The sequence below is a fragment of the Parafrankia colletiae genome (genome assembly GCF_001854655.1).
Classification (GTDB): domain Bacteria; phylum Actinomycetota; class Actinomycetes; order Frankiales; family Frankiaceae; genus Parafrankia; species Parafrankia colletiae.
On record NZ_MBLM01000136.1, the window covers coordinates 1 to 20,708 of the forward strand.

The 20,708-nt window shown below is 74.7% G+C and carries 10 protein-coding genes; 9 read left to right on the forward strand and 1 reads right to left on the reverse strand.

The features are described 5' to 3' along the window. The 5 genes from CC117_RS22970 to CC117_RS22990 form a co-directional block, all read left to right on the forward strand. On the forward strand, positions 1-3,114 hold a 3,114-nt coding region (locus tag CC117_RS22970), incomplete at its 5' end, for a type I polyketide synthase (RefSeq protein WP_116287870.1). Between the two features lie 67 nt (positions 3,115-3,181). Next, positions 3,182-6,532 carry a type I polyketide synthase gene (locus CC117_RS22975; protein WP_071087509.1) on the forward strand — a complete coding sequence of 1,117 codons (3,351 nt, stop codon included), beginning with the start codon at positions 3,182-3,184 and terminating at the stop codon, positions 6,530-6,532. Further along, complete coding sequence (locus CC117_RS22980; protein WP_071087511.1) at positions 6,525-7,331, forward strand: arylamine N-acetyltransferase family protein; 807 nt, start codon at positions 6,525-6,527, stop codon at positions 7,329-7,331. Before CC117_RS22975 ends, CC117_RS22980 begins: the two co-directional genes overlap by 8 nt. Next, positions 7,328-9,259, forward strand: a complete 1,932-nt coding sequence (gene mhpA / locus CC117_RS22985) for a bifunctional 3-(3-hydroxy-phenyl)propionate/3-hydroxycinnamic acid hydroxylase MhpA (RefSeq protein WP_084132617.1) — start codon at positions 7,328-7,330, stop codon at positions 9,257-9,259. The genes CC117_RS22980 and mhpA overlap by 4 nt, the downstream gene beginning before the upstream one ends. Positions 9,260-9,682: 423 nt before the next feature. Then, a complete protein-coding gene (locus tag CC117_RS22990; RefSeq protein WP_241830340.1) occupies positions 9,683-13,102 on the forward strand; it encodes a helix-turn-helix transcriptional regulator in 3,420 nt (1,139 codons plus the stop codon). 56 nt (positions 13,103-13,158) lie between these two features. On the opposite strand, the gene CC117_RS22995 is transcribed toward CC117_RS22990, so the two are convergent. Beyond that, positions 13,159-14,001 carry an SAM-dependent methyltransferase gene (locus tag CC117_RS22995; protein ID WP_071087514.1) on the reverse strand — a complete coding sequence of 281 codons (843 nt, stop codon included), beginning with the start codon at positions 13,999-14,001 and terminating at the stop codon, positions 13,159-13,161. 290 nt (positions 14,002-14,291) lie between these two features. On the opposite strand from CC117_RS22995, the gene CC117_RS23000 reads away from it, so the two are divergent. The 4 genes from CC117_RS23000 to CC117_RS23015 all read left to right on the forward strand — a co-directional run bounded on the left by CC117_RS23000 (position 14,292) and on the right by CC117_RS23015 (position 20,705). Further along, positions 14,292-15,500 (forward strand): macrolide family glycosyltransferase, encoded by a 1,209-nt coding sequence (locus CC117_RS23000; protein WP_071087516.1) that lies wholly within the window; start codon positions 14,292-14,294, stop codon positions 15,498-15,500. A 60-nt stretch (positions 15,501-15,560) separates the two neighbouring features. After that, the gene (locus CC117_RS23005) at positions 15,561-16,448 is read left to right on the forward strand and encodes an SDR family NAD(P)-dependent oxidoreductase (RefSeq protein ID WP_071087518.1); all 888 of its coding nucleotides are present in this window, start codon (positions 15,561-15,563) and stop codon (positions 16,446-16,448) included. A 382-nt stretch (positions 16,449-16,830) separates the two neighbouring features. Next, positions 16,831-19,680 (forward strand): family 78 glycoside hydrolase catalytic domain, encoded by a 2,850-nt coding sequence (locus CC117_RS23010; RefSeq protein ID WP_071087597.1) that lies wholly within the window; start codon positions 16,831-16,833, stop codon positions 19,678-19,680. Then, a complete protein-coding gene (locus tag CC117_RS23015; protein ID WP_084132623.1) occupies positions 19,677-20,705 on the forward strand; it encodes an SDR family NAD(P)-dependent oxidoreductase in 1,029 nt (342 codons plus the stop codon). Before CC117_RS23010 ends, CC117_RS23015 begins: the two co-directional genes overlap by 4 nt. The last annotated feature ends 3 nt before the right edge of the window (positions 20,706-20,708 follow it).

Here is a 20,708-nt window from a genome sequence, read left to right on the forward strand (position 1 = left end):
GCGGAGCCTGCCGGTGCCGGTGCCGGTGCCGGTGCCGGGGTGGGGGTGGGGCCGGATCTGCCGACCTATCCCTTCCAGCACGAGCGCTACTGGCTGGAACCGGCCGCCGGCAGCCGCGGAGATGTTCGCGTGGCGGGGCTGGATCGCGCCGACCACCCGTTCCTCGGCGCGGCCCTCGACCTGGCGGGCGTGCCGCTGACCGTCCTGAGCGGGCGGGTGGGGCTGCCGGACCATCCGTGGCTGGCCGACCACGCCGTCGCGGGCACCGTGCTTCTCCCCGGAGCCGCCCTGGTCGACCTGGCCCTGCACGCGGGCACCCGCACCGGCCATCCCCGGCTCGCCGAGCTGGTGATCGAGAACGCGCTCGTCCTGCCCGACCAGGGCAGTGTCCGGTTCCAGGTGCAGGTCGGTGAGCCGGACGGGTCAGGACGTCGGCCGGTCGAGATACATGCCCGCGGCGCGGACACGCCGGACGCGGCCTGGACCCGGCACGCCACCGGCCACCTCGCGGTGTCTGCCACGGCGGTGTCTGCCACGGCGGTGTCCGGCACGGCGGAGGACGAGACGGGGGTGGGCGACTGGCCACCCGCCGGGGCCGAGCCGCTGCCCGTCACGGAGTTCTACGCGCGGCTGGCCGCCGGCGGCTACCGGTACGGCCCCGCCTTCCAGGGCGTCGAGGCACTCTGGACACGCGGCGGCGAGGTCTTCGCCRACATCGCGCTGCCGGCGGAACTGCGGGTCGAGGCCGACCGCTACAGCCTGCATCCGGCCCTGTTCGACGCCGCACTCCAGGCGACCAGTGCGGCCGGGCTCACCGCGGCGGAACCCGGGCACCTCCTGCTGCCGTTCGCCTGGACGGGCGTGACTGTCCAGTCCGCGGGTGCGGCCCGGCTGCGGGTGCGGGCGGTACCGACGGGGCCGAGCAGCTTCGCCCTCACCCTGCTGGCCCCCGCGGACGTGGACCCCGCGGGCGGTGCCGCGGACCCGGTCGTGGCCACGGTGGACTCGCTGGTGCTACGGTCCGTCGCCGCCGACCGACTGGCCGCGGACCGGCCGGTCGGCGCCGGGCCGCGGGCGGCCTCGCTGTTCCGGCTCGGCTGGAACCCGCTGCCGTCGACGTCCACGACGCCGGGCGTGCCCACGCGGGACGGGGAGCCGGAGACGGCGCCGCGCGGGCTGTCTCCGGAGCGCGTCCTCGACCTGAGCGCACGGACGCCGGTAGTCGACCCGGGCGCGGCCCGGGAGCTGGCCGCCCGTGCCCTCACCTGGTTGCAGGATCGGCTGCTCGGCACACCGGCGCAGCCCACCGCCGCTGGCCTGCCCGGCCCACCGCTGGTCGTCGTGACCCGGTGGGCTGTCGACGGCCCGGATCTGGAGCCCGCACCGTCCGACCCCGCCGCCGGTTCCGGCGGGGCTGTCGACCTCGGCGCGGCGGCGGTGTGGGGACTCGTGCGTTCCGCGCAGGCGGAGCATCCCGGCGAGATCATCCTCGTGGACGTCGATGCTCCGGTCGGGATCGAAGGCTCCGACGGGATCGAGGGCTCTGGCGGGATCGAGGGCTCTGGCGGGGTCGGCGGCTCCGGTATCGGTGGCATCGGCGGTGTCGTGGCCGAGGCGGTCGCGGCGGGTGAGCCACAGCTGGCCGTGCGGGCGGGCCGCGGGTTCGTCCCGCGGATCGTTCCGGTCGCCGGCCACGCACCGGCGCCCGGGTCGGACGAGCCTGGCCCGGGTGCGGCGGGGCGGCCCGGGCTCGCCGACGGCACCACGCTGATCACGGGCGGCACCGGTGTCCTGGGCACCCTGGTGGCCCGGCACCTGGTGCGGGCGCACGGAGTCCGTGACCTGGTGCTGCTGAGCCGGCGCGGGCTGGCAGCCCCCGGCGCGGCGGACCTGGTCGAGGAGCTGGCCGGGCAGGGTGCGCGGGTCCGGGTGGTGGCCGCCGATGCCGCCGACCGCGGGGCGCTCGCGGAGGTGCTCGCCGCCATCGGACCGGACCGTCCGCTGACCGGGGTGGTCCACACCGCGGGGACGTTGGATGACGGCGTCCTGGCGGCGCAGACCGCCCACCGCCTGGACGGAGTGTTCCGGCCCAAGGCGGATGCGGCGTGGAACCTGCACGAGCTCACCGCCGGCACGGAGCTGGCCATGTTCATCCTGTTCTCGTCCGGCGCCGGGGTGTTCGGCAGCGCCGGGCAGGCCAACTACGCGGCCGCGAACGCCTACCTCGACGCGCTCGCGCGGCTCGCCCGGAGGCTGGGGCGCCCGGCGGTGTCGGTGGCGTGGGGCCTGTGGGAACGGGCCAGCGGTCTGACCGGCCATCTCGACGAGGCGGGCCGGGACCGGCTCGGTCGGGAGGGGCTGCGGCCGTTGCCAGACGACGAGGCGCTCGCACTCTTCGACGCCGCCGTCGCGGCGGCCGCCGAGGGCACAGCTGGCGCCGAGGGCACAGCTGGCGCCGAGGGCACTTCCGGCCGCGGGGGCACCCCTGGCGGCGGTGGTCCCGCGGGTGACGGGCTGCTGGTGGCGAGCGGGTTCGACGCGGCGGCGCTGGCCGGTCAGGTGGCCGAGGGACGGCTGCCGGCGCTGCTGCGCGAGGTGGTGGGCACCCTGGCCGCGGCGCCGGCGCGGCGGGCGCCGCAGGTATCGCTGCGCGAGCGGCTGACGGGACTGGAGCCGGACGAGCGCGACCGGCTGCTGCTGGCAGTCGTGCGCCGGCACGCCGCGACGGTGCTGGGGCACCGTGGCATCGAGCAGGTCGGCGCGACCCGGGCGTTCCGTGACCTCGGCGTGGACTCGTTGGCGGCCGTCGAGCTGCGCAACCGGCTCTCCGCGGAGGCGGGGATCCCGCTGCCCGCCACGCTGGTCTTCGACCATCCGAGCCCGGTCGCACTCGCCGCCCGGCTCGCCGCCGAGCTGCGGGCGGACGAGGCCGGGCAGGCCCCCGGCCCGGCCGACGTCCCGGCACCCGCCGACGTTCCGGTACAGCAGAGCGTCCCGTCACAGGCGGGCGGCGGCAGCCGTACCGGTGCCGAGGGCCTGTCGGACGAGGCGCGGCTGATCGCGGGGATGGACGCCGACGCCCTGATCGCGCGGGCCCTCGGGCGGACCGCCTGACGGCCGCTGCCCCGCGCGCCCCGCGCCGTTTCCACCCAAGCCGTCCAGCCGAGTTCCGGAGAGTCCCATGGCGACGTCCCACGACACCCTCGTCGAGGCGCTGCGCGCCTCGTTAATGGAGAACGAACGGCTGCGGCGCGAAAACGACGGCCTGAGCAGTGAGAACAGCCGGCTGGCCGCGCCCGAGGCGCGGGCGCCCGACCTGGTCGCGATCGTCGGCGCCGGCTGCCGGCTGCCGGGCGGGATCGGCTCGCCCGAGGACCTGTGGCGGCTGGTGGACACCGGTGGTGAGGGCCTGGCACCCTTCCCGACGGACCGCGGCTGGAACCTCGACGAGCTCTTCGACCCGGATCCCGACCGGCCCGGGACGTCCTACGTCCGCACCGGCGGCTTCGTGGACGCCGCGGCGTTCGATCCCGGGTTCTTCGGTATCGCGCCGCGTGAGGCGTTGGCGATGGACCCCCAGCAGCGCCTGATGCTGGAGGTCTCGTGGGAGGCGGTCGAGCGGGCCGGGATCGACCCGACGTCGCTGCGCGGGCGCAGTGTCGGCGTCTACACGGGGGTGATGTACCACGACTACGCGGCGGACGTGACCGACGTCCCGCCGGAACTGGAGGGGCTCCTCGGGACGGGCAACTCCGGGAGCGTGGTGTCCGGGCGGGTCTCCTACGTGCTCGGGCTGGAAGGGCCCTCGGTCACCGTCGACACAGCGTGCTCGTCGTCGCTGGTCGCCGTCCACCTGGCCCTGCGCGCGCTGCGGGCCGGGGAGATCGAGCTGGCGCTCGTCGGCGGGGTCGCGGTCATGGCCCGACCGGGCCCCTTCGTCGAGTTCTCCCGGCAGCGCGGCCTTGCCCCGGACGGGCGGTGCCGGTCGTTCGGGGCGGGTGCCGACGGCACGGCATGGTCGGAGGGGGCGGTGGTCCTCGTCCTGGAACGCCTCGACGACGCGCGGCGCGGCGGCCACCCGGTGCGGGCGCTGGTGCGCGGCTCGGCGGTGAACTCGGACGGGGCGTCCAACGGGCTGACCGCGCCGAACGGTCCGGCGCAGCAGCGGGTGATCCAGCAGGCGCTCGCTGACGCCGGTCTCACCGCCGCGGACGTGGACGTCGTCGAAGGCCACGGGACGGGTACGCCGCTCGGCGATCCGATCGAGGCCCAGGCCCTGCTGGCGACGTACGGACGCCGGCCGGCGTCCCACCCGCTCTGGCTGGGATCGCTGAAGTCGAACATCGGTCACACCCAGGCCGCCGCCGGGGTGGCCGGGATCCTCAAGCTGGTCGGGGCCCTGGCGCACGCGGAGCTTCCGCGGACGCTGCACGCCGACGTCCCGTCCGACCAGGTCGACTGGACGTCGGGGGCGGTCCGCCTGCTGCACGAGCGGCAGCCGTGGCCGGAGCACGGTCGGCCTCGGCGCGCCGCGGTCTCGTCCTTCGGCGTCAGCGGCACCAACGCCCACGTCATCCTCGAACAGGCCCCGGCCCCGCCGCCCGCGCAGTTCGCCCCGCCCGGGGACGGAGCGGCCGGGAGCCCAGCGGCCGGGAGCCCAGCGGCCGGGGACGGCCCGCGGGGGGGCACCGCGCCCGTCCCGGTGGCCTGGACGGTGACCGCTGCCAGCCGCGGGGCGCTGCGGACACTGGCCGGGGACCTGCGGACCGCGCTGGAGACCCAGCCGCACCTGCCCGTCGACGCGATCGGCGCCGCCCTGCGCACGACACGGGCGACGCTGCGCCACCGGGCCGTGGTGATCGCCGAGAACCGTGGATCCGGCCTCGCGGGGCTCGCCGCGGCGGCCGCGGCCGAGCCGGCGGTGAACCTCGTCACCGGGACGGCGGACGTCGACGGCCCGGTCGTCTTCGTCTTCCCCGGCCAGGGGGGCCAGTGGGCTGGCATGGGCGCGGAGCTGCTCGACACCTCGCCGGTGTTCGCCGACGAGGTCGCGAAGGCGGACGAGGCGCTGCGCCGGCATGTGGACTGGTCGGTGCGCGACGTGCTGCGCCAGTCGCCCGGGGCGCCGTCCCTCGACCGGGTGGACGTCGTGCAGCCGGTGTCCTTCGCCGTGGCGGCCGGGCTGGTTCGCCTGTGGGCGCAGGTCGGGGTCCGCCCGGACGCGGTGGTGGGCCACTCCCAGGGTGAGATCGCCGCCGCCTACGCCGCCGGCGCGCTGAGCCTTGCCGACGCCGCGGCGGTGGTCGCACTGCGCAGCCAGGCCATCGCCGGCGGGCTGGCCGGGCACGGCGGCATGGCGGCGGTCGCCCTGTCGCCCACCGCCGCCGCCGAGCGGCTCGCGCCCTTCGCCGACCTGGTGGAGCTCGCCGCGGTCAACGGGCCGGCCTCGGTCGTCCTCGCCGGTGAGCCGGACGCGCTCGACACACTGGTGGCGTCACTGGACGGCGAGGGGATCCGGGCCCGCCGCATCCCGGTCGACTACGCCTCGCACAGCCGGGGCGTCGAGAAGATCTCCGGCCTGCTCGACGCGGCGCTCGGCGGCCTCGACCCGCGCCAGCCCCGGGTGCCGTTCTTCTCGACGGTGGAGGCCGGCTGGATCCACGACACCCCGCTTGACGGCCGGTACTGGTACCGCAACCTGCGCTGCCCGGTGCGGTTCGCTGCCGCCACGCGGAGCCTGCTCGACGAGGGCTACCGGGTGTTCCTGGAGGTCAGCGCCCATCCCGTGYTCGCGCCGGCCGTCGCCGAGACGGTGGACCAGTGGGACGGGCCGCCCGTCGCGGTGCTCGAGTCGCTGCGCCGCGACGACGGCGGACCAGGCCGCTTCGCCCGGTCCGCGGCGGCCGCGTTCGTCCGCGGTGTCCCCGTCGACCTCGTCGCGGCGGCACGGGTGGTCACGCCCCCGGCACCCGCCGGTCCGACGGATGCGGCCGGCGGTCCGGCGGGTTCGGCGGATCGGGCGTGGGCGGTCGACCTGCCTACCTATCCGTTCCAGCACAGGCACTACTGGCTCGCTCCGAGCGCGCCGGGGGCCGGCCGCGGCCGCGGTGATGTGCCCGACGAGAACTCCGGAGGTGGCCCTGTGACCGATGAGGTGGCTGGCATCGCCGTGCCTGGCGCTGATCTGCCCGACACGCCCGACGCGGTTCCGCCGGACGACGACCGGGACGCGGGCCRCGAGCTCGTCGAACGCCTCGCGCCGCTGACGGCGTCCGAGCGGACGGCCGTGCTCATCGACCTCGTGCGGGCGCACGCGGCCGCGGTCCTCGGTCATCCCGACACCGACGAGATCGGGCCGGACAGCGCCTTCTTCGACATCGGGTTCAGCTCGCTGACCGCGGTCGACCTGCGTAACCGCCTCGCGGCGGAGTCCGGTCTGACGCTGCCCGCGATGCTCCTGTTCGACTACGCCGTCCCCCGCGAGGTCGCGGTGTTCCTGCTCGACCAGCTGGAGGTCGACACCCGTGTTTGACGTCGACGACTACCTCGCCGCCCTCGGCCACCACGGCTCCGTCGGCGTGGACCGGGAGACGCTGCGCCGCCTGCACCACGCCCACCTGCGGACCGTGCCCTACGACAGCGAGCTGAACACCGCCCGCGGGACGGATCTGTGGAAGGGCGTCGACATCGACGACGACGCCGTGTTCGACGCGGTGATCCGCCGCGGGCGGGGTGGTGTCTGCTACGAGCTCAACGGCCTGTTCCGCCGGCTGCTGACCGACCTCGGCTACGAGACCGGGGTGTTCGCGGCCGGTATCCGCCAGGTCGACGGGTCCTTCGGGCCGGACCTGGAGCACATCTTCAGCTTCGTCCGCCTCGACGGTGAGCTGCTGCTCGTCGATGTCGGCTTCGTCGGGCCGTCGTACCTGGAACCGCTGCGCCTCGGTCCCGAGGAGCAGCACCAGTTCGGCACCACGTTCCGCATCGTGGCCGGTGCCGACCACCACGTCCTGCAACGTCGAGGCAGCCGCGGTGAGTGGGCCGCGGTCTACCGGTTCCGCCCGGTCGCCCGCGAGCTCGCGGCCTGGGCTCAGCCGTCGGAGGAGCTCGCCGCGTTCGCGCGCGCGCTCGCCGGTGCCGGCACGCTGGTCCGTGGCCGGGCGACCGCCGGCGGGCAGCGGATCCTCATCGGCAAGCGGCTGGTGACCGTCGAGGACGGACAGGAGAGCATGCGCGTGCTCACCGATCCCGCCGAGCACGCACGCGTCCTCGCCGAGATCCTCGGCCGCGGCGCGGGCCCGGAGCCCGTGCCGTCCGGCGGCGCCCGGTGAGCGGCAGTGGTCCCGGTCCCGGTCCCGGTCCCGGTCCCGGTCCCACGAGCTCTGCCGGGACAGCCCGGCCTCCCGCGGACGTTCCAGCCCAGGTCGCGGACGTCGCGATCGTCGGGTACGGGCCGGTGGGCCAGACGACGGCCATCCTGCTGGCCAGGCGCGGCTGGCGGGTCACGGTGCTGGAACGGTGGCCGCGGCCGTACCCGATGCCGCGGGCCGTCTCGTTCGACGGCGAGTCCGCACGCATCCTCGGTGCGGCCGGCGTGGGCGCGGCAATGGGCCGGTTCGGTGAGCCGTCCCGGGACTACACCTGGCGCAACGCCGCGGGCGACGTGCTGCTGCACGTGGACGTCGCCGAGCGTGGACGTTCGGGCTGGCCGGACTCGACGTCCATGTACCAGCCGGCGCTGGAGGAGGCGCTCGCGCTGCGCGGCTCCAGCCTGCCCTCGCTGCGGGTGCTGCGCGGGCACCAGGTCGTCGCGCTCGCCGACCGGGGTGACGAGGTCGAGGTGACCGCGGCACTGGACGGCGTGCCGGGGGCGACCCGGCGGTTCCGGGCCGGCTGGGTGGTGGGGTGCGACGGCGCGAACAGTTTCGTGCGCGCCGCCGCGGGGATCCCCGTCTCCGACTTCGCCTACTTCAACGACTGGTTGACCTGTGACGTGGTGCTGCACGAGCCGGCCGTGCACACGCCGAACAACCTGCAGATCTGCGATCCGGCCCGGCCGCGGACGGCGGTCTCGGCCGGGCCGGGCCACCGGCGCTGGGAGTTCATGCGGCTGCCTGAGGAGCCGGTCGAGCGGTTCGGACGTCCGGAGTCCGCGTGGGAGCTGCTGGGCCTGTTCGGCCTGCACCCGGGCAACGCCACTCTGGAGCGGCACGCGGTGTACCGGTTCCAGGCCCGCCACGCCGACCGTTGGCGGGCCGGGCGGGTGCTGGTCGCCGGGGACGCCGCGCACCTGATGCCGCCGTTCGCCGGGCAGGGCATGTGCTCGGGCTTCCGCGACGCGGCGAACCTGGCCTGGAAGCTCGACCTGGTTCTCGCCGGCACGGCGCCGGTGGAGCTGCTCGACACCTACACCGCGGAGCGGCGGGCACACGTCCAGCACGCCATCGGGATGTCGATGAACCTCGGCCGGGTGATCTGCGAGACCGATCCGGCCGCGGCCCGGGACCGGGACGAGGTCATGATCGCGGTCAGGGCGCGTGGGCTGCGCCAGGACGACGCGCGGTCCTCGGTCGCGCCGCTGACGGACGGCGTCCTGCGCGGCCGGGCACTGCGCGGCCGGGTACCGCGCGCGGAGACACCCGACAGCCAGGCTGCCGACAGCCGGCCGGCGGGCGGCCCAGGCCGGCCGGGCGGGCTGGGCCGGCCGGGCGGGTCGTCTCGCGGGACCTCGCCGGCCGGCAGGGTTCCCGCCGGCGACCTAGTCCCGCAGGGCCGGGTCGCCGTCGGCAGCCGCACCGGGCTGTTCGACGAGTTCGTCGAACCGGGCTTCGTGCTGCTGACCACCGGCGAGCCAGCCGCGCTGCCCGGCCCGCGGGCGCGGGACGCCTTCGGGCGCCTCGGTGGCCGGGTGGTGCGGGTTCTCGCGGCGCCCGGCCCGGCACCGGCAGTGCGGGAGGCACCTGCTGCACCGGAGGCACCGGAGGTCGAGTCCGGAGCCGCGGCGGCGGTGCTCACGGTGATCGATCTCGATGACGTCTATCTGCCCTATCTCGCCGCCGCGGATGCCAGCGCCGTTCTGGTGCGGCCGGACTATTACCTCTTCGGCCGCGTCGCGCGCCCCGGCACCGCCGCCGCCTCGGATTCCGCCGCCGTCTCGGATTCCGCCGCTGTCGATTCCACCGGTCCGGACAATGCTGACCGGCTGGTGCGGGACCTGCTCGAAGCCCTCGGCGTGGCGGTGCCTGCCGGCGGGCGCTGACCTGGCGCCAGACGACGCTGACCCCACCCCGGGGTGTCCGGTGGGGCCGCAATGGGCGCACAGTTCCCGTTCGGTGGGCGGCACCGTTGACAATGGACGGAACCGCTGTGCCCAGCGGGGTTCCGTCAGTCCGCCTCGATTCCCGGAAACCGGGAGCCCGCGCGGAGAAGTCGCGGGAGGCAACGCAGCATCCTGCCAGGTGCGCATCTACACGGCCCGGTCCAGGGTGCGTAGACGCGTGCCGTTATACCGACCGCGGCTTATCGGTATCTGCGCGGAAAGGCGATCCGGCCGAATTTCGGAGCTGGCGGCCTGTGTCGACACACAGGCGGCGGGCCCCGAAGTCCGCGCCGTCGGAAATTGTCCATCCAACGGTTACGGCGCGGGTGCTGACCCGGCCGTGGACGACACGAGGGGCGCTCAGTGATTCTGGTTGAACGCGACGATGTTCTCCGTCAGCTCGACCTGGTCCTGGCGCAGTGTTCGGCTGGCCAGGGACGGGTGGTTCTCCTCGACGGTCCGGTCGGCACCGGTAAGACGGAGCTCGTCCGTTACAGCGGCCGGGTGGCCGCCCGTGCCGGCGTGACGGTCCGTTCCGCCACCTGCGCGCGGGTCGAGCACGTCCTGCCGCTGGGGGTGGTCGACCAGCTGCTGCGGGAGGCCGGTCCCGTGGGGCGGGATGTGGCGGGCGCCGCGGACTCCGTCACCGGCTTCGTCTCTCCGGATCTCGTCTCCGCTGGTCTGGTCCCGGCGGGTCTGGTCTCCGCCGGGCTCGTGCCCGCCAGCCCGGTCTCCGCGGGCCGGGTTCCCGCGGGTGTTGGTCCGGCGGGCGTGGTTCCGGCGAGCGTGGTTCCCACGGGGGTCTTCCCGGGTGGTCTGCTCCCCGACGGTTCCGCGCCGACCGGTCCGGTGCCCGTCCGAACCGCTCCGGTCGGTCTCGCGCCGGGCGCCCCACGTGGCCTGGGCGGCCCACGTGGCCGCGACGTCCCGGTCCGTGACGGGCGGCCCAACGCGGAGCGGCGTGCGTCCCTCATCGCCGAGCTGCTCCGGGCCGGGTCGGCCCGCGCGGCCGTGCTCGGCCCCGGCCCGGACCGTGAGCTGGCCCTGGTGTACCAGGAACTGACCCTGCTGCTGCTCGACCTCAGTGAGCGCGGGCCGGTGCTGCTGTCCGTCGACGACGTCCAGCACGCGGACGTCGCCTCGCTGCACTTCCTCCTGCATCTGGTGCGCCGCATCGGGTCGACGCGCATCGCCGTGCTGCTCGCCGGCGATCTGGCCTCGCGTCCCCTGGACCTGGCGTTCCGTGCGGAGCTCGCCCGGGCACCCGAGTTCCGGTCGCTCCGGGTGGGTCCGCTCTCCCCGGCCGGTTCGCTGCGGCTCGTCGCCGCGGCGCAGGCAGGTACCGCCGTTCCGACGCGGCTGGTGGCCCTGCCGGCGCCGGCAGGGCCGGTGGACGAGGCGCCGTCGGACGGCAGGTCGACCCACCCCGCACCGCTGGACAGCGCGACGGTGCGGGAGGTGTCGGCAGCGGACGCGCCGCAGGTGGCCGGGCCGGAGATGGACGGGCCTGCCCCGGAGCTGGATCCATACCGGCTCACCGGGGGCAACCCGTTGCTGCTGACCGCGCTGGTCCGGGACCAGCGCGGATTCGCCCAGCCCCGCCCCGAGGGCTACGGGCTGGCGCTGCTGAGCTGCCTGCACCGTGGTGAGCCGGTCGCCGTCCAGGTGGCCCGCGCGCTCGCCGTGCTGGAGTCGGCCCCGGACGGGACCGCCCCCGACGAGCCGGCGGAACCAGCATCCCTCGCGGGGATGATCGGCGCGGACGCCGCCGCCGTCGCCCGGGCGCTGGACGCGATCGGCGCGGCCGGGCTGCTCGACAGCGGCCGGTTCCGGCACCCGGTCGCCCACGCGGTCGTCCTGGACGACCTGACCGCGTCCGAGCGGATCGACCTGCACCGCCGCGCGGCGAGGCTTCGTCACCAGCAGGGCGCCCCGGCCGCGGTGGTGGCCATGCATCTGGTCGCCGGCGACGACGTCCGGCCGCCGTGGGCGACCGGAGTGCTCGTCGAGGCGGCCGAACAGGCACTGCTGGACGGACGGCCCGAGCGCGCGGCCACCTGCCTGCGGCTTGCCGTCCGGTGCGCGGTGGGTGGGCGGGAGCGGGCCGCGATCCGGGCCCGGCTGGCGCATGCCGAGTGGCAGACGAGCCCGGCGGTGGCGGCACGTCACCTCTCCCCGCTGCTCGCCGCCGCGCACGCCGGCCTGCTGGACCGGCGCACCAGCGCGGCACTGGTACGCCAGCTGCTCTGGACCGGGCGGTCGGCCGAGGCCGAGGAGCTGCTGGACCGGCTGCGGGCCGCGGCTGCGGCGCAGCCCGGCGAGGACACGGCCGAGGTGCACGACCTGGAGATCTGGCTCGCCACCGTTCATCCGCCGCTGGCCCGCCGCCGCGGGCCGGTGCCCGGCGGGGCGGTGCCCGCGACCCCGGCGGCCGACTCGTGGCTGCGCTCCGTGGCGCTGCTCGCGGACGCGGTGGCCGCCGGCGGCTACCGGGCGTCCCGCGACGCGGGGCCGGCAGCCGCCGGCACGCTGGCCGGGCACGGCCACAGTCGCGGCCAGGGCCTCGGTCAGAACCACGGCCTGGCGTACGGACAGGGTCTGGTACAGGGGCAGGGCCGCCGGTCGGCCGCCGGGCCCGCGGGCCCGGAACGGGCCGAGATCATCCTGCGTGACCTGCACCTGGCCCGGGCCGACCCGTGGGCCGCGGAGGCGGCGCTGCTGTCCCTGCTGCTGTTGACGCGGTCGCCGCGGATGGAGGCCGCGGTCGCCTGGTGCGAGCGGTTCCTGGCCGATCCCGGGCTGGAGGACCAGACCGCGCGGGCGCTGGTGACCGCGGTGCGGGGATCCCTGGCGCTCGAACAGGGTGATCTCGAACCGGCCGCCGCCTATGCCCGCGCCGCCCTGCGCCAGCTGCCGGCCAAGGCCTGGGGGGTGGCGATCGGCCTGCCGCTGGGCACCCTGGTGCTGGCGGCCACCCGGTCCGGGGAGCTGGAGGAGGCGGCGCGGCATCTGGTCCAGAGCGTCCCCGAGGAGATGCTTGCCAGCCGGTACGGGCTGGACTACCTGCACGCCCGCGGCCACTACCACCTGGCCGCGGGGCATGCCCACGCCGCGCTCGCCGACTTCCTCGCCTGCGGCGACCTGGTCCGGGGCTGGGGTCTGGACGCGACGGCCCTCGTCCCGTGGCGCGTCGGAGCGGCCGAGGCGTGGCTGCGGCTCGGCAATGTCGACCAGGCCCGCCAGCTGGCCCAGGAGCAACTGGGGCGTTCGGGAGCCACCTGGGCCCGGGGCCCGGCACTGCGGCTGCTCGCCGCGGCCAGTGCGCCGGGACGTCGGCTCCAGCCGCTCACCGAGGCGCTCGAACTGCTCGAGGCCAGCGGTGACCGGTTCGGGCAGGCCCGGGTACTGGCCGACCTCAGCCGCGTGCACGACCACCTGGACCAGCGCCGCCGGGCACGTCTGCTGCTGCGTCGGGCACTGCACATCGCCACCATGTGCGGGGCCCGCCCGCTCGCCCAGGAGCTGCTCGCGATCTCCGGGGAGGGCCGGCCGGTCACGGCGGTCGGAGCCGACCAGGAGGTGATCACCGGCCTGACCGACTCCGAGCGGCGGGTGGCGTCGCTGGCGGTCATGGGTTACACGAACCGGGAGATCGCGCTGCGGCTCTACGTCACCCCCAGCACCGTCGAGCAGCACCTGACCCGCGTCTACCGCAAGCTCAACGTCAAGCGCCGGCAGGATCTCCCCATCGACCTGTGGACGGACGTCACCCGCACCGGCTGAGCGGCCGCCTGGCGCGGGCCCCGCACGGCCCGCGCCAGGGGCGTCTCGCACTACGGCTACGGCGTCTCGCCGGGGCGCTCGGCGACGACCAGCAGGTACCCCAGCTGCCAGGTGTCGGCAAGGGCGAGCGCGTCAGCCCGGCTGATCGTCTCGCTGCTGAAGGCCCCGGCGTAGTTGTCCGGGTCGTCGCCGATCATCTCGGCCGCCTTCAGCAGGCTGCGCCGGACGGTCTGCTCGCTGATGTCGACCAGTTCGACCAGGCGCAGCCCCGCCTCGCGCAGCAGCGTCGGGTAGGTGTCGATCAGGCCGGCGTCGGTGGTGACATGGGTGCGGTAGAACTTGTCGACGACGCGGCGCCGCTCGCCGTCCAGCGGGCCCCGCTCGAAGAAGTCGGTCAGCCCGAGACGTCCACCCGGCTTCAGCACCCGGGCGATCTCCCGCAGCACCACCGGCCGATCCATGTGGATCAGCGACTCCAACGCCCACGCTGCGTCGAACGACCCGTCCTCGAACGGCAGCGCCGACGCGTCCGCGTACCGGAACGACAGCCGGTCGGCCAGCCCCACGGCCGTGGCCTGCCCGTTCGCCCGCCGCACCTGCTCGTTGCTGACCGTCACCCCGACCACACTCGCACCGGTGTCCCGACCGACCTGCAGCGCCGGCGCGCCAACTCCGCAGCCCACGTCGAGGGCCCGGCTGCCCACCCCGATCCGCAGCTGCTCGGTCGTCACCTCGGTGAGTCGCTGGCAGGCCTGCTCGAACGACCGGTCGTCGTCGGGGGTGTCCCAGTACCCGAAGTGCAGGTTCAGGGCGTCGCCGAGTTCCGCGGTGCTGTAGCCGGCCATCTCGTCGTAGAAGCGGCCGACGTCCTCAGCGGGGGGTGTTCCCGTCTTCGTCATTCTCTGCCTTCCCATCGTGTCCGGAGCGCCGGAAGTGCGGCTGGCCGAGATTTCCTCCAATTATGGGATGATTCGTGGTGCCGTCGAACCGGTATTCGGTGCGGCGGACCGGAACAGGGGGGTGTAAGGGGTCCGGTGCGAGGGCTGAGAACAGGGGTGGCATATGGGTGGGGAGTAAGCGCCAGAAGGGACATCATAGGGGTTGGCCAGGAGCGGGCACCGCGTTTTCCGGTGCATTCGTGCACCGGCCCGACCCGGCTCCTCCGGCATCGACAGAAACGGAGAAATCCGTGGGCTTTCACATTCTCGTCCTCGACATCCCCTCCAACGGCCATGTGCTCCCCAAGGTCGGCCTGGTCGACGAGCTGGTCCGCCGCGGGCACCGGGTGAGCTACGTGGTCGCGGACCGGCTGGCCGACCGGGTCCACCGTTTCGGCGCGGAGGTCATCGGGTACCGGTCAGCCGATCCGCTGGCCAGCCTCGCCGAGGACGACCCGGCGGCCGCGACGAGCGCCTTCTTCCGGGAGAACCTGGACATCCTGCGGGCCGCCCGGGAGCACTTCGGCGACGACCGCCCGGACGCCGTCGCCTACGACGAGGCCGCCTTCCAGGCCGGCCGGATCCTGAGCCGCCTGTGGGACGTGCCGCCGATCCTGCTCTCGGTGAGCGTGGTGTCCAACGCGCACTACTCCTACTTCGACCACATCGAGCGCCTGGTCCCGGGCCACCGGCTGCAGGACCCGGTCGAGGAGATCACCGCCGCGCTCGCCGGCTTCGGCCTCGCCGACCAGGTCGAGGACTTCCTGTGGACCAGGCGCCAGGTCGGCGAGTTCACCATCGTCTTCGTCCCGCCGCGGTTCCAGCCGGCGTACGAGACGTTCGATCCCGACCAGGTCGTCTTCGTCGGGCCGAGCGTGGAGAAGCGCGACTTCCTCGGCGCCTGGGACCCGGGCCGCGCCGCTCGGGCGGACGGCACCAGACCGCCGGTCGTGCTCGTCTCCCTCGGCAGCGTGCGCAACAACGACCCCGGCTTCTTCCGGACGGTCGTCGAGGCGTTTGTCGGCCAGCCCTGGCACGTCGTCGCCTCGGTGGGGGACAGCCTGCCCACCGCCGAGTTCGACCAGCTCACCGGGCTCGCGCCGAACGTGGAGATCCATCGGTGGGTCTCCAACATCGGTGTGCTCGAGCACGCCCGGGCGTTCGTCACCCACGGGGGGAACGGCTCCCTGCTGGAGGCTCTGCACACCGCCACCCCGGTTCTCGTCGTGCCACCGGCGCCGGACTTCCTGCCCTACTGCGACACCGTGCGTGAGCTGGGCGTCGGCACTGTGGTCGCGCCGGCGGAGCTGACCGGCGAGCGGGTGCTGGCGGAGGTGGCGGCGCTGGTGGGCGACGAGAAGGTGCAGCACCGCCTGCGCGACCTGCAGGAGCACACCCGGGCGGCGGGAGGGGCCCCGCGTGCGGCCGACGCCGTCGAGGCCTACCTCGGCCGCCGCTGACCCGGGCCGCTGCCGGCCGCGAAGAGCAAGCCCCGAAGAACATCGGAGAGGACGTCCCCCGTGACGACAGGCCCGCCGGCCGGAGCGGTCATCATCACCGGCAGCGGCTCGGGAATCGGCGCCGCGACCGCGGTGATTCTCGCCCGGCGGGGCTACCGGGTGGTCGCCGCGGCGCACTCCCGGGACCGGGTCACCCAGCTGCGGGAGTGGATCGACGGCGCGGCCGCCGACGGCGCGGGCGCCGTCGCTGCCCGGGTCGACATCGACGAGCTGGACGTCACCGACGAGGCGGCGATCCCGTCGTTCGTCGAGCGGGTCGTGGCCCGGCACGGCTCGCTGCACGCCGTCGTCAGCAACGCCGGCGTACACGGTGTGGAGACCTTCGAGGACGAGGATCTGGCCAGCTACCGACGGGTGTTCGACGTCAACGTGTTCGGGCCGGTGGCGCTGCTGAAGGCCGCGTTCGGGCACCTGCGGGCCAGCCACGGGAGGATCGTCGCGGTCGGCAGCGTCGCCGGGGTCGTCGGCCTGCCCTTCATGGAGGCCTACTCCGGCTCCCGGTTCGCCCTGGAGGGCGTGCTGGAGAGCCTCGCGCCGGTGGCTCGCCGGGTCGGTGTGGCGGTGTCGATCGTGTCCCCGGGGCCGACCGGCGCCGACGCGGCCAGGAAGCTGGACTGGCCGCGTATCCTCGGCGCGGCCGGGCCCTTCGAGGCGGTGCTGCGCCAGTACGTCGACAACGCCGAAGCCTCCGCCGGCCCGCTGCCGGGGCTGCCCGCGACGCAGACGGTGGAGGCGGTGGCCACGGCGATCGCCGACGTGTTGGCGGCCGCCGACCCCCCGTTCCGTCAGCCGACGGCACCGGACACCGCCGCCCTGCTCGCCCGCAAGTTGCGCGACCTCAACGGCGACGAGGTCCAGTCCCTCGTCGCCGGCTGGCTCGACCCCTGACCGCCGCCCGCCCGGAGAACTGTGGCCCGGKCGTCCGCCGGTGCCACAGTAAAGGGGGGTAAAGGGGGTATGTCGCGGTGTCAGCACTGCTACCGTCGCGTTACGGGCGCTGCACTGGACGAGCAGACCAAAAGCCCCGCACGACGCCACGAATCTCCCGGTCATCGCCACCGTGAATGCTGATGGAAGTCCACATTCGTCAATCGTCCTGATTAATGGGAGTGGGGACGTCCACTATTTTGTGGGCACAGGTGGGGCGACGGGTGAGCGGAATATCTCCCGCGACCGGCGGAACAATCTCCGGGGCACGGTGTCGGGTGCCACCAAGCCAGGCCTCCTGACAGACCGCAGCGACCGGGGCGACTGAGAGAACGAGGTGACGGTGTCCGCGCCGAGCAATCTGCGGGTCGAGCATCTGGTGACTCCGCTTGGCCTGACCACGCCTGCCCCGCGGCTGAGCTGGTGGCTCCCGGCGGGAGCCACCGCCCAGCGGGGCTACCAGCTCCGGGGCGAGGTGGGCGGCGCGGAGTGGGACAGCGGCCGGGTCACGTCGGGCCGCAGCCTGTTCGTTCCCTACCCCGGGCCGGTCCCGCGCTCGGGGGAGCGTGTCACCTGGGCGGTGAAGGTCTGGTCGGACTCCGGGGAGAGCGAGTGGTCGCCGGCCTCCTGGTGGGAGGCCGGTCTGCTGGCCCCGCGGGACTGGACGGCCTCGTGGGTCGGGCCGGACGAGGGCGGCGGCATTCCCCCCGCCGGCTCGCGCCCCGGCTACCTGCTGCGGGGGGAGACGGTCGTTGACCGCCCCGTGACGCGGGCCCGGCTGTACACCGCCGCCCACGGCGTCTACGAGGTGTTCCTCAACGGCATCCGAGTGGGCGACGCCGAGCTGGCCCCCGGGCCGACCGCCTACCGCAGCCGGATCCACGTCCAGGCCCAGGACGTCACCTCGCTGGTGACCGCCGGTGCCAACGTGCTCGGCGCGGTGCTCAGCGACGGGTGGTACCGCGGGCGGACCTGCTATCACCGGCTGCCGGACGGTTTCGGCGAGCGCGTCGCGTTCCTGGCCGAGCTGCGGATCGAGCATCCCGACGGAAGCGTCACCGTCGCCGGTACCGGCCCGGGCTGGCGTTCGGYGGCCGGGGCGATCACGGCGGCTGATCTCTTCGACGGTCAGGAGACCGACTTCCGTCGCGACCGGCCGGGCTGGAACCTGCCCGGCGCCGACGTCTCCGGCTGGTCCCCGGTGCACGTGGCCGGTGCGCCGGCGGATGGCACCCACCTCGTGTCATCGCCGGCGGCGCCGATCCGCCGCCTCGCCTGGCTGCGTCCGGTGGCGATCAGCCGCCCGCGGCCGGACGCCCAGGTCGTCGACTTCGGGCAGAACATCCACGGCTGGGTGCGGCTGGGCCGGCTCGGGCCGGCCGGGACGTCCCTGCTGCTGACGCACGCCGAGGCGCTGAACCCGCTGACCGGCGATGTCGACCCGTCCAGCGCGCAGGCCACGCTGCGCTGGTATGAGCCGCCCCGGGGCGTGCAGGGTGACCGGGTGATCTCCGCCGGCCGGCCCGGTGACGTCTTCGAGCCGCGGCACACCCGCCACGGCTTCCGGTACGTGCGGATCGACGGGCATCCGGAGGACATCACCGCGGACGATGTGTCCGCCGCCGCCATCGGCTCCGATCTTCCCCGCACAGGGTGGTTCCGGTGCAGCGACGAGCGGATCAACCGGCTGTACGAGACCGCGTTCTGGACGCTGCGTAACCAGCAGTGGGGCACCCCTACCGCGGAGATCACCCGCGAGTGTGCCGGGTGGGTGGACTGGGGGACCAACGTGCCCGCGGCCGCGCTGTTCCACGACGTCTCCGGCTTCAGCGCCTCGTGGCTGCGCGATCTCGCGGCCGACCAGTGGCCCGACGGGCGGATCAGGAACTACGCCCCCGACCCGCTCGGCCCGAACAGCGCGACGGCGCACCTCGCGCTGCCGCAGGGCCAGGCCGGGTGGGCGGACGCCGCCGTCCTGGTGCCCTGGGAGATGTGGCGGATCTACGGGGACGAAGGGGTGCTCGCGGAGCAGTACCCCTCCATGCGGGCATGGGTCGAGCACGTGGCCACCGTGGCCCGGGAGCAGCGCCATCCGACGCGGGCCGCCGCCCGGCCCGAGCCCGCGCCCCACGAGGAGTTCCTCTGGGACACCGGCCACCAGTGGGGCGAGCTCTGGGAGACCATCCGCCTCGGGCTGCGCCCCGTGTCGGCGCCGCCGCCGGGCGCCACGCGGCGCCCGGGCGACCGTGACACCCCGCGCGCTCCCGGCATCGACCCGCCCTCCCCTCCGTACGACTGGCTGGGGCACGTCCACTCCCTGACGGACCTGGACCACCTCGTCGCCGCCGAGGTCGCGCGGGTGGCCGCCCGTGACCACGCGGTCTTCTCGACGGCCTACTTCCACCACTCCGCCGGGCTGCTGGCGCGGATCGCCTCGGTGCTGGGCCACGAGGCGGACGCCGAGCGGTACCGGGCGCTGGCAGCCCGGGTCCGCTCCGCGTGGCAGGCCGAGTTCATCGGTGCCGACGGTGCGCTGACGCCGGACACCCAGGCGACACATGTGCGGGCGCTGGCATTCGGGCTGGTGCCGGACGAGCTGCGGGAACGCACCGCCGCCCGGCTGGTCGAGCTGATCCGGGAGGCGGGGACCCACCCGGGCACCGGGCTGTCCTCGACCCGGCTGTTGCTGCCGGTGCTGGCCGACACCGGGTATCTGGACGTCGCCTACGAGCTGCTCCTGCAGGACACCGAGCCGTCCTGGCTGACGACCTTCGAACGCGGCGGCACCACCTTCTGGGAGGCCTGGGACGGCATCGGCGCCGACGGGTCCCTCCGGCTGGCGCTGAACTTCCCCACCCGGGCGAGTGTCGTGGAGTTCCTGCACGGTCACGTCGTCGGGATCCAGACCGCGGACGACGGCGCCGAGCAGGTCGGCTACCGCCGCTTCCGGGTGGCCCCACGCCCCGGCGGCGGCCTGACCTGGGCCGAGGCCCGTTACGACTCGCCCTACGGGCGGATCGAGGCGTCCTGGCGGGTCGACGGCAACCGGTTCACACTCACGGTCGCAGTGCCGCCCGGCACCTCCGCCGAGGTGCTCCTGCCCGATGGCTCGCGTGCCGAGGCCGTCACCGGCACCTCGGCTCACACCTGTTCCCTGCCCGTCCCGCTTCGGCCGGAGGCTGTGCGCTCATGACGACATCCCCTGCTTCCGCGTCCCCTGCTTCCGCACGCTCCGGGCCGCGCCCGCCGGGAGCTGTGCTGATCACCGGGAGCGGGTCGGGGATCGGCGCGGCCACGGCCGTGGCGGCGGCACTCGCCGGCTACCGGGTCGTGGCCTCCGTGCACTCCCTCGACCGCGTCGACGACCTGCGCTCCCGGATCGCGTCCGCCGAGGCCGGCGTGCTCGACATCGAGTTCCGGGAGCTGGACGTGACCAGCCAGCAGGCCGCTGCGGCTCTGCTGGCGGACATCGTGGCCAGGTACGGCGCACTGCATGCCGTGATCAGCAACGCCGGGATCACGCGGATGGGAACCTTCGAGAACGAGCCTGTCGAAAGCTACCGGCGGGTCTTCGACGTGAACTTCTTCGGCCCGATCGCGCTGCTCAAGCGGGCGATGCCGCACCTGCGGGCAAGCCATGGCCGGATCATCGCGGTCAGCAGCCTCAACGGAGTGGTCAGCACACCGTTCCAGGAGGCCTACAACGCCTCCAAGTTCGCCCTCGAGGGCGCGCTGGAAAGCCTCGCCCCGGTCGCCCGCCGGGTGGGTGTGGACGTCTCCGTCGTCGCCCCCGGGCCGACGTCCGACACCCACATCTGGCAGACGATCGACATCGCGGGGTTCCGGGCCGCGGCGACGAGCCCCTACACCGAGGTGATCGACCGGTACTTCGCCAACGCCGCCGACGGGCTGCTCACCGACCTGCCCGCCGGCCAGCTCGCGGCGGAGGTCGCCCAGGTGATTGTCGGCGTGCTGGGCAGCGACGAGCCCGCCTTCCGCTACACGACGTCCACGGTGGGAACCGAGCTGCTCGCCCGCAAGCTGGTCGACCCGACGGGCGACACCCTCGTCGCGCGGACCGGCAGCTGGCTTGACCGCCAACCCACACCTGCCGCGCTCGCTGACCCGGTGCCTGCTGACCCGGTGCCTGCTGACCCGGTGCCTGCTGACCCAGTGCCTGCTGACCCGGTGCCCGCCGGCCCGGTGCCCGCCGAGTGAGAG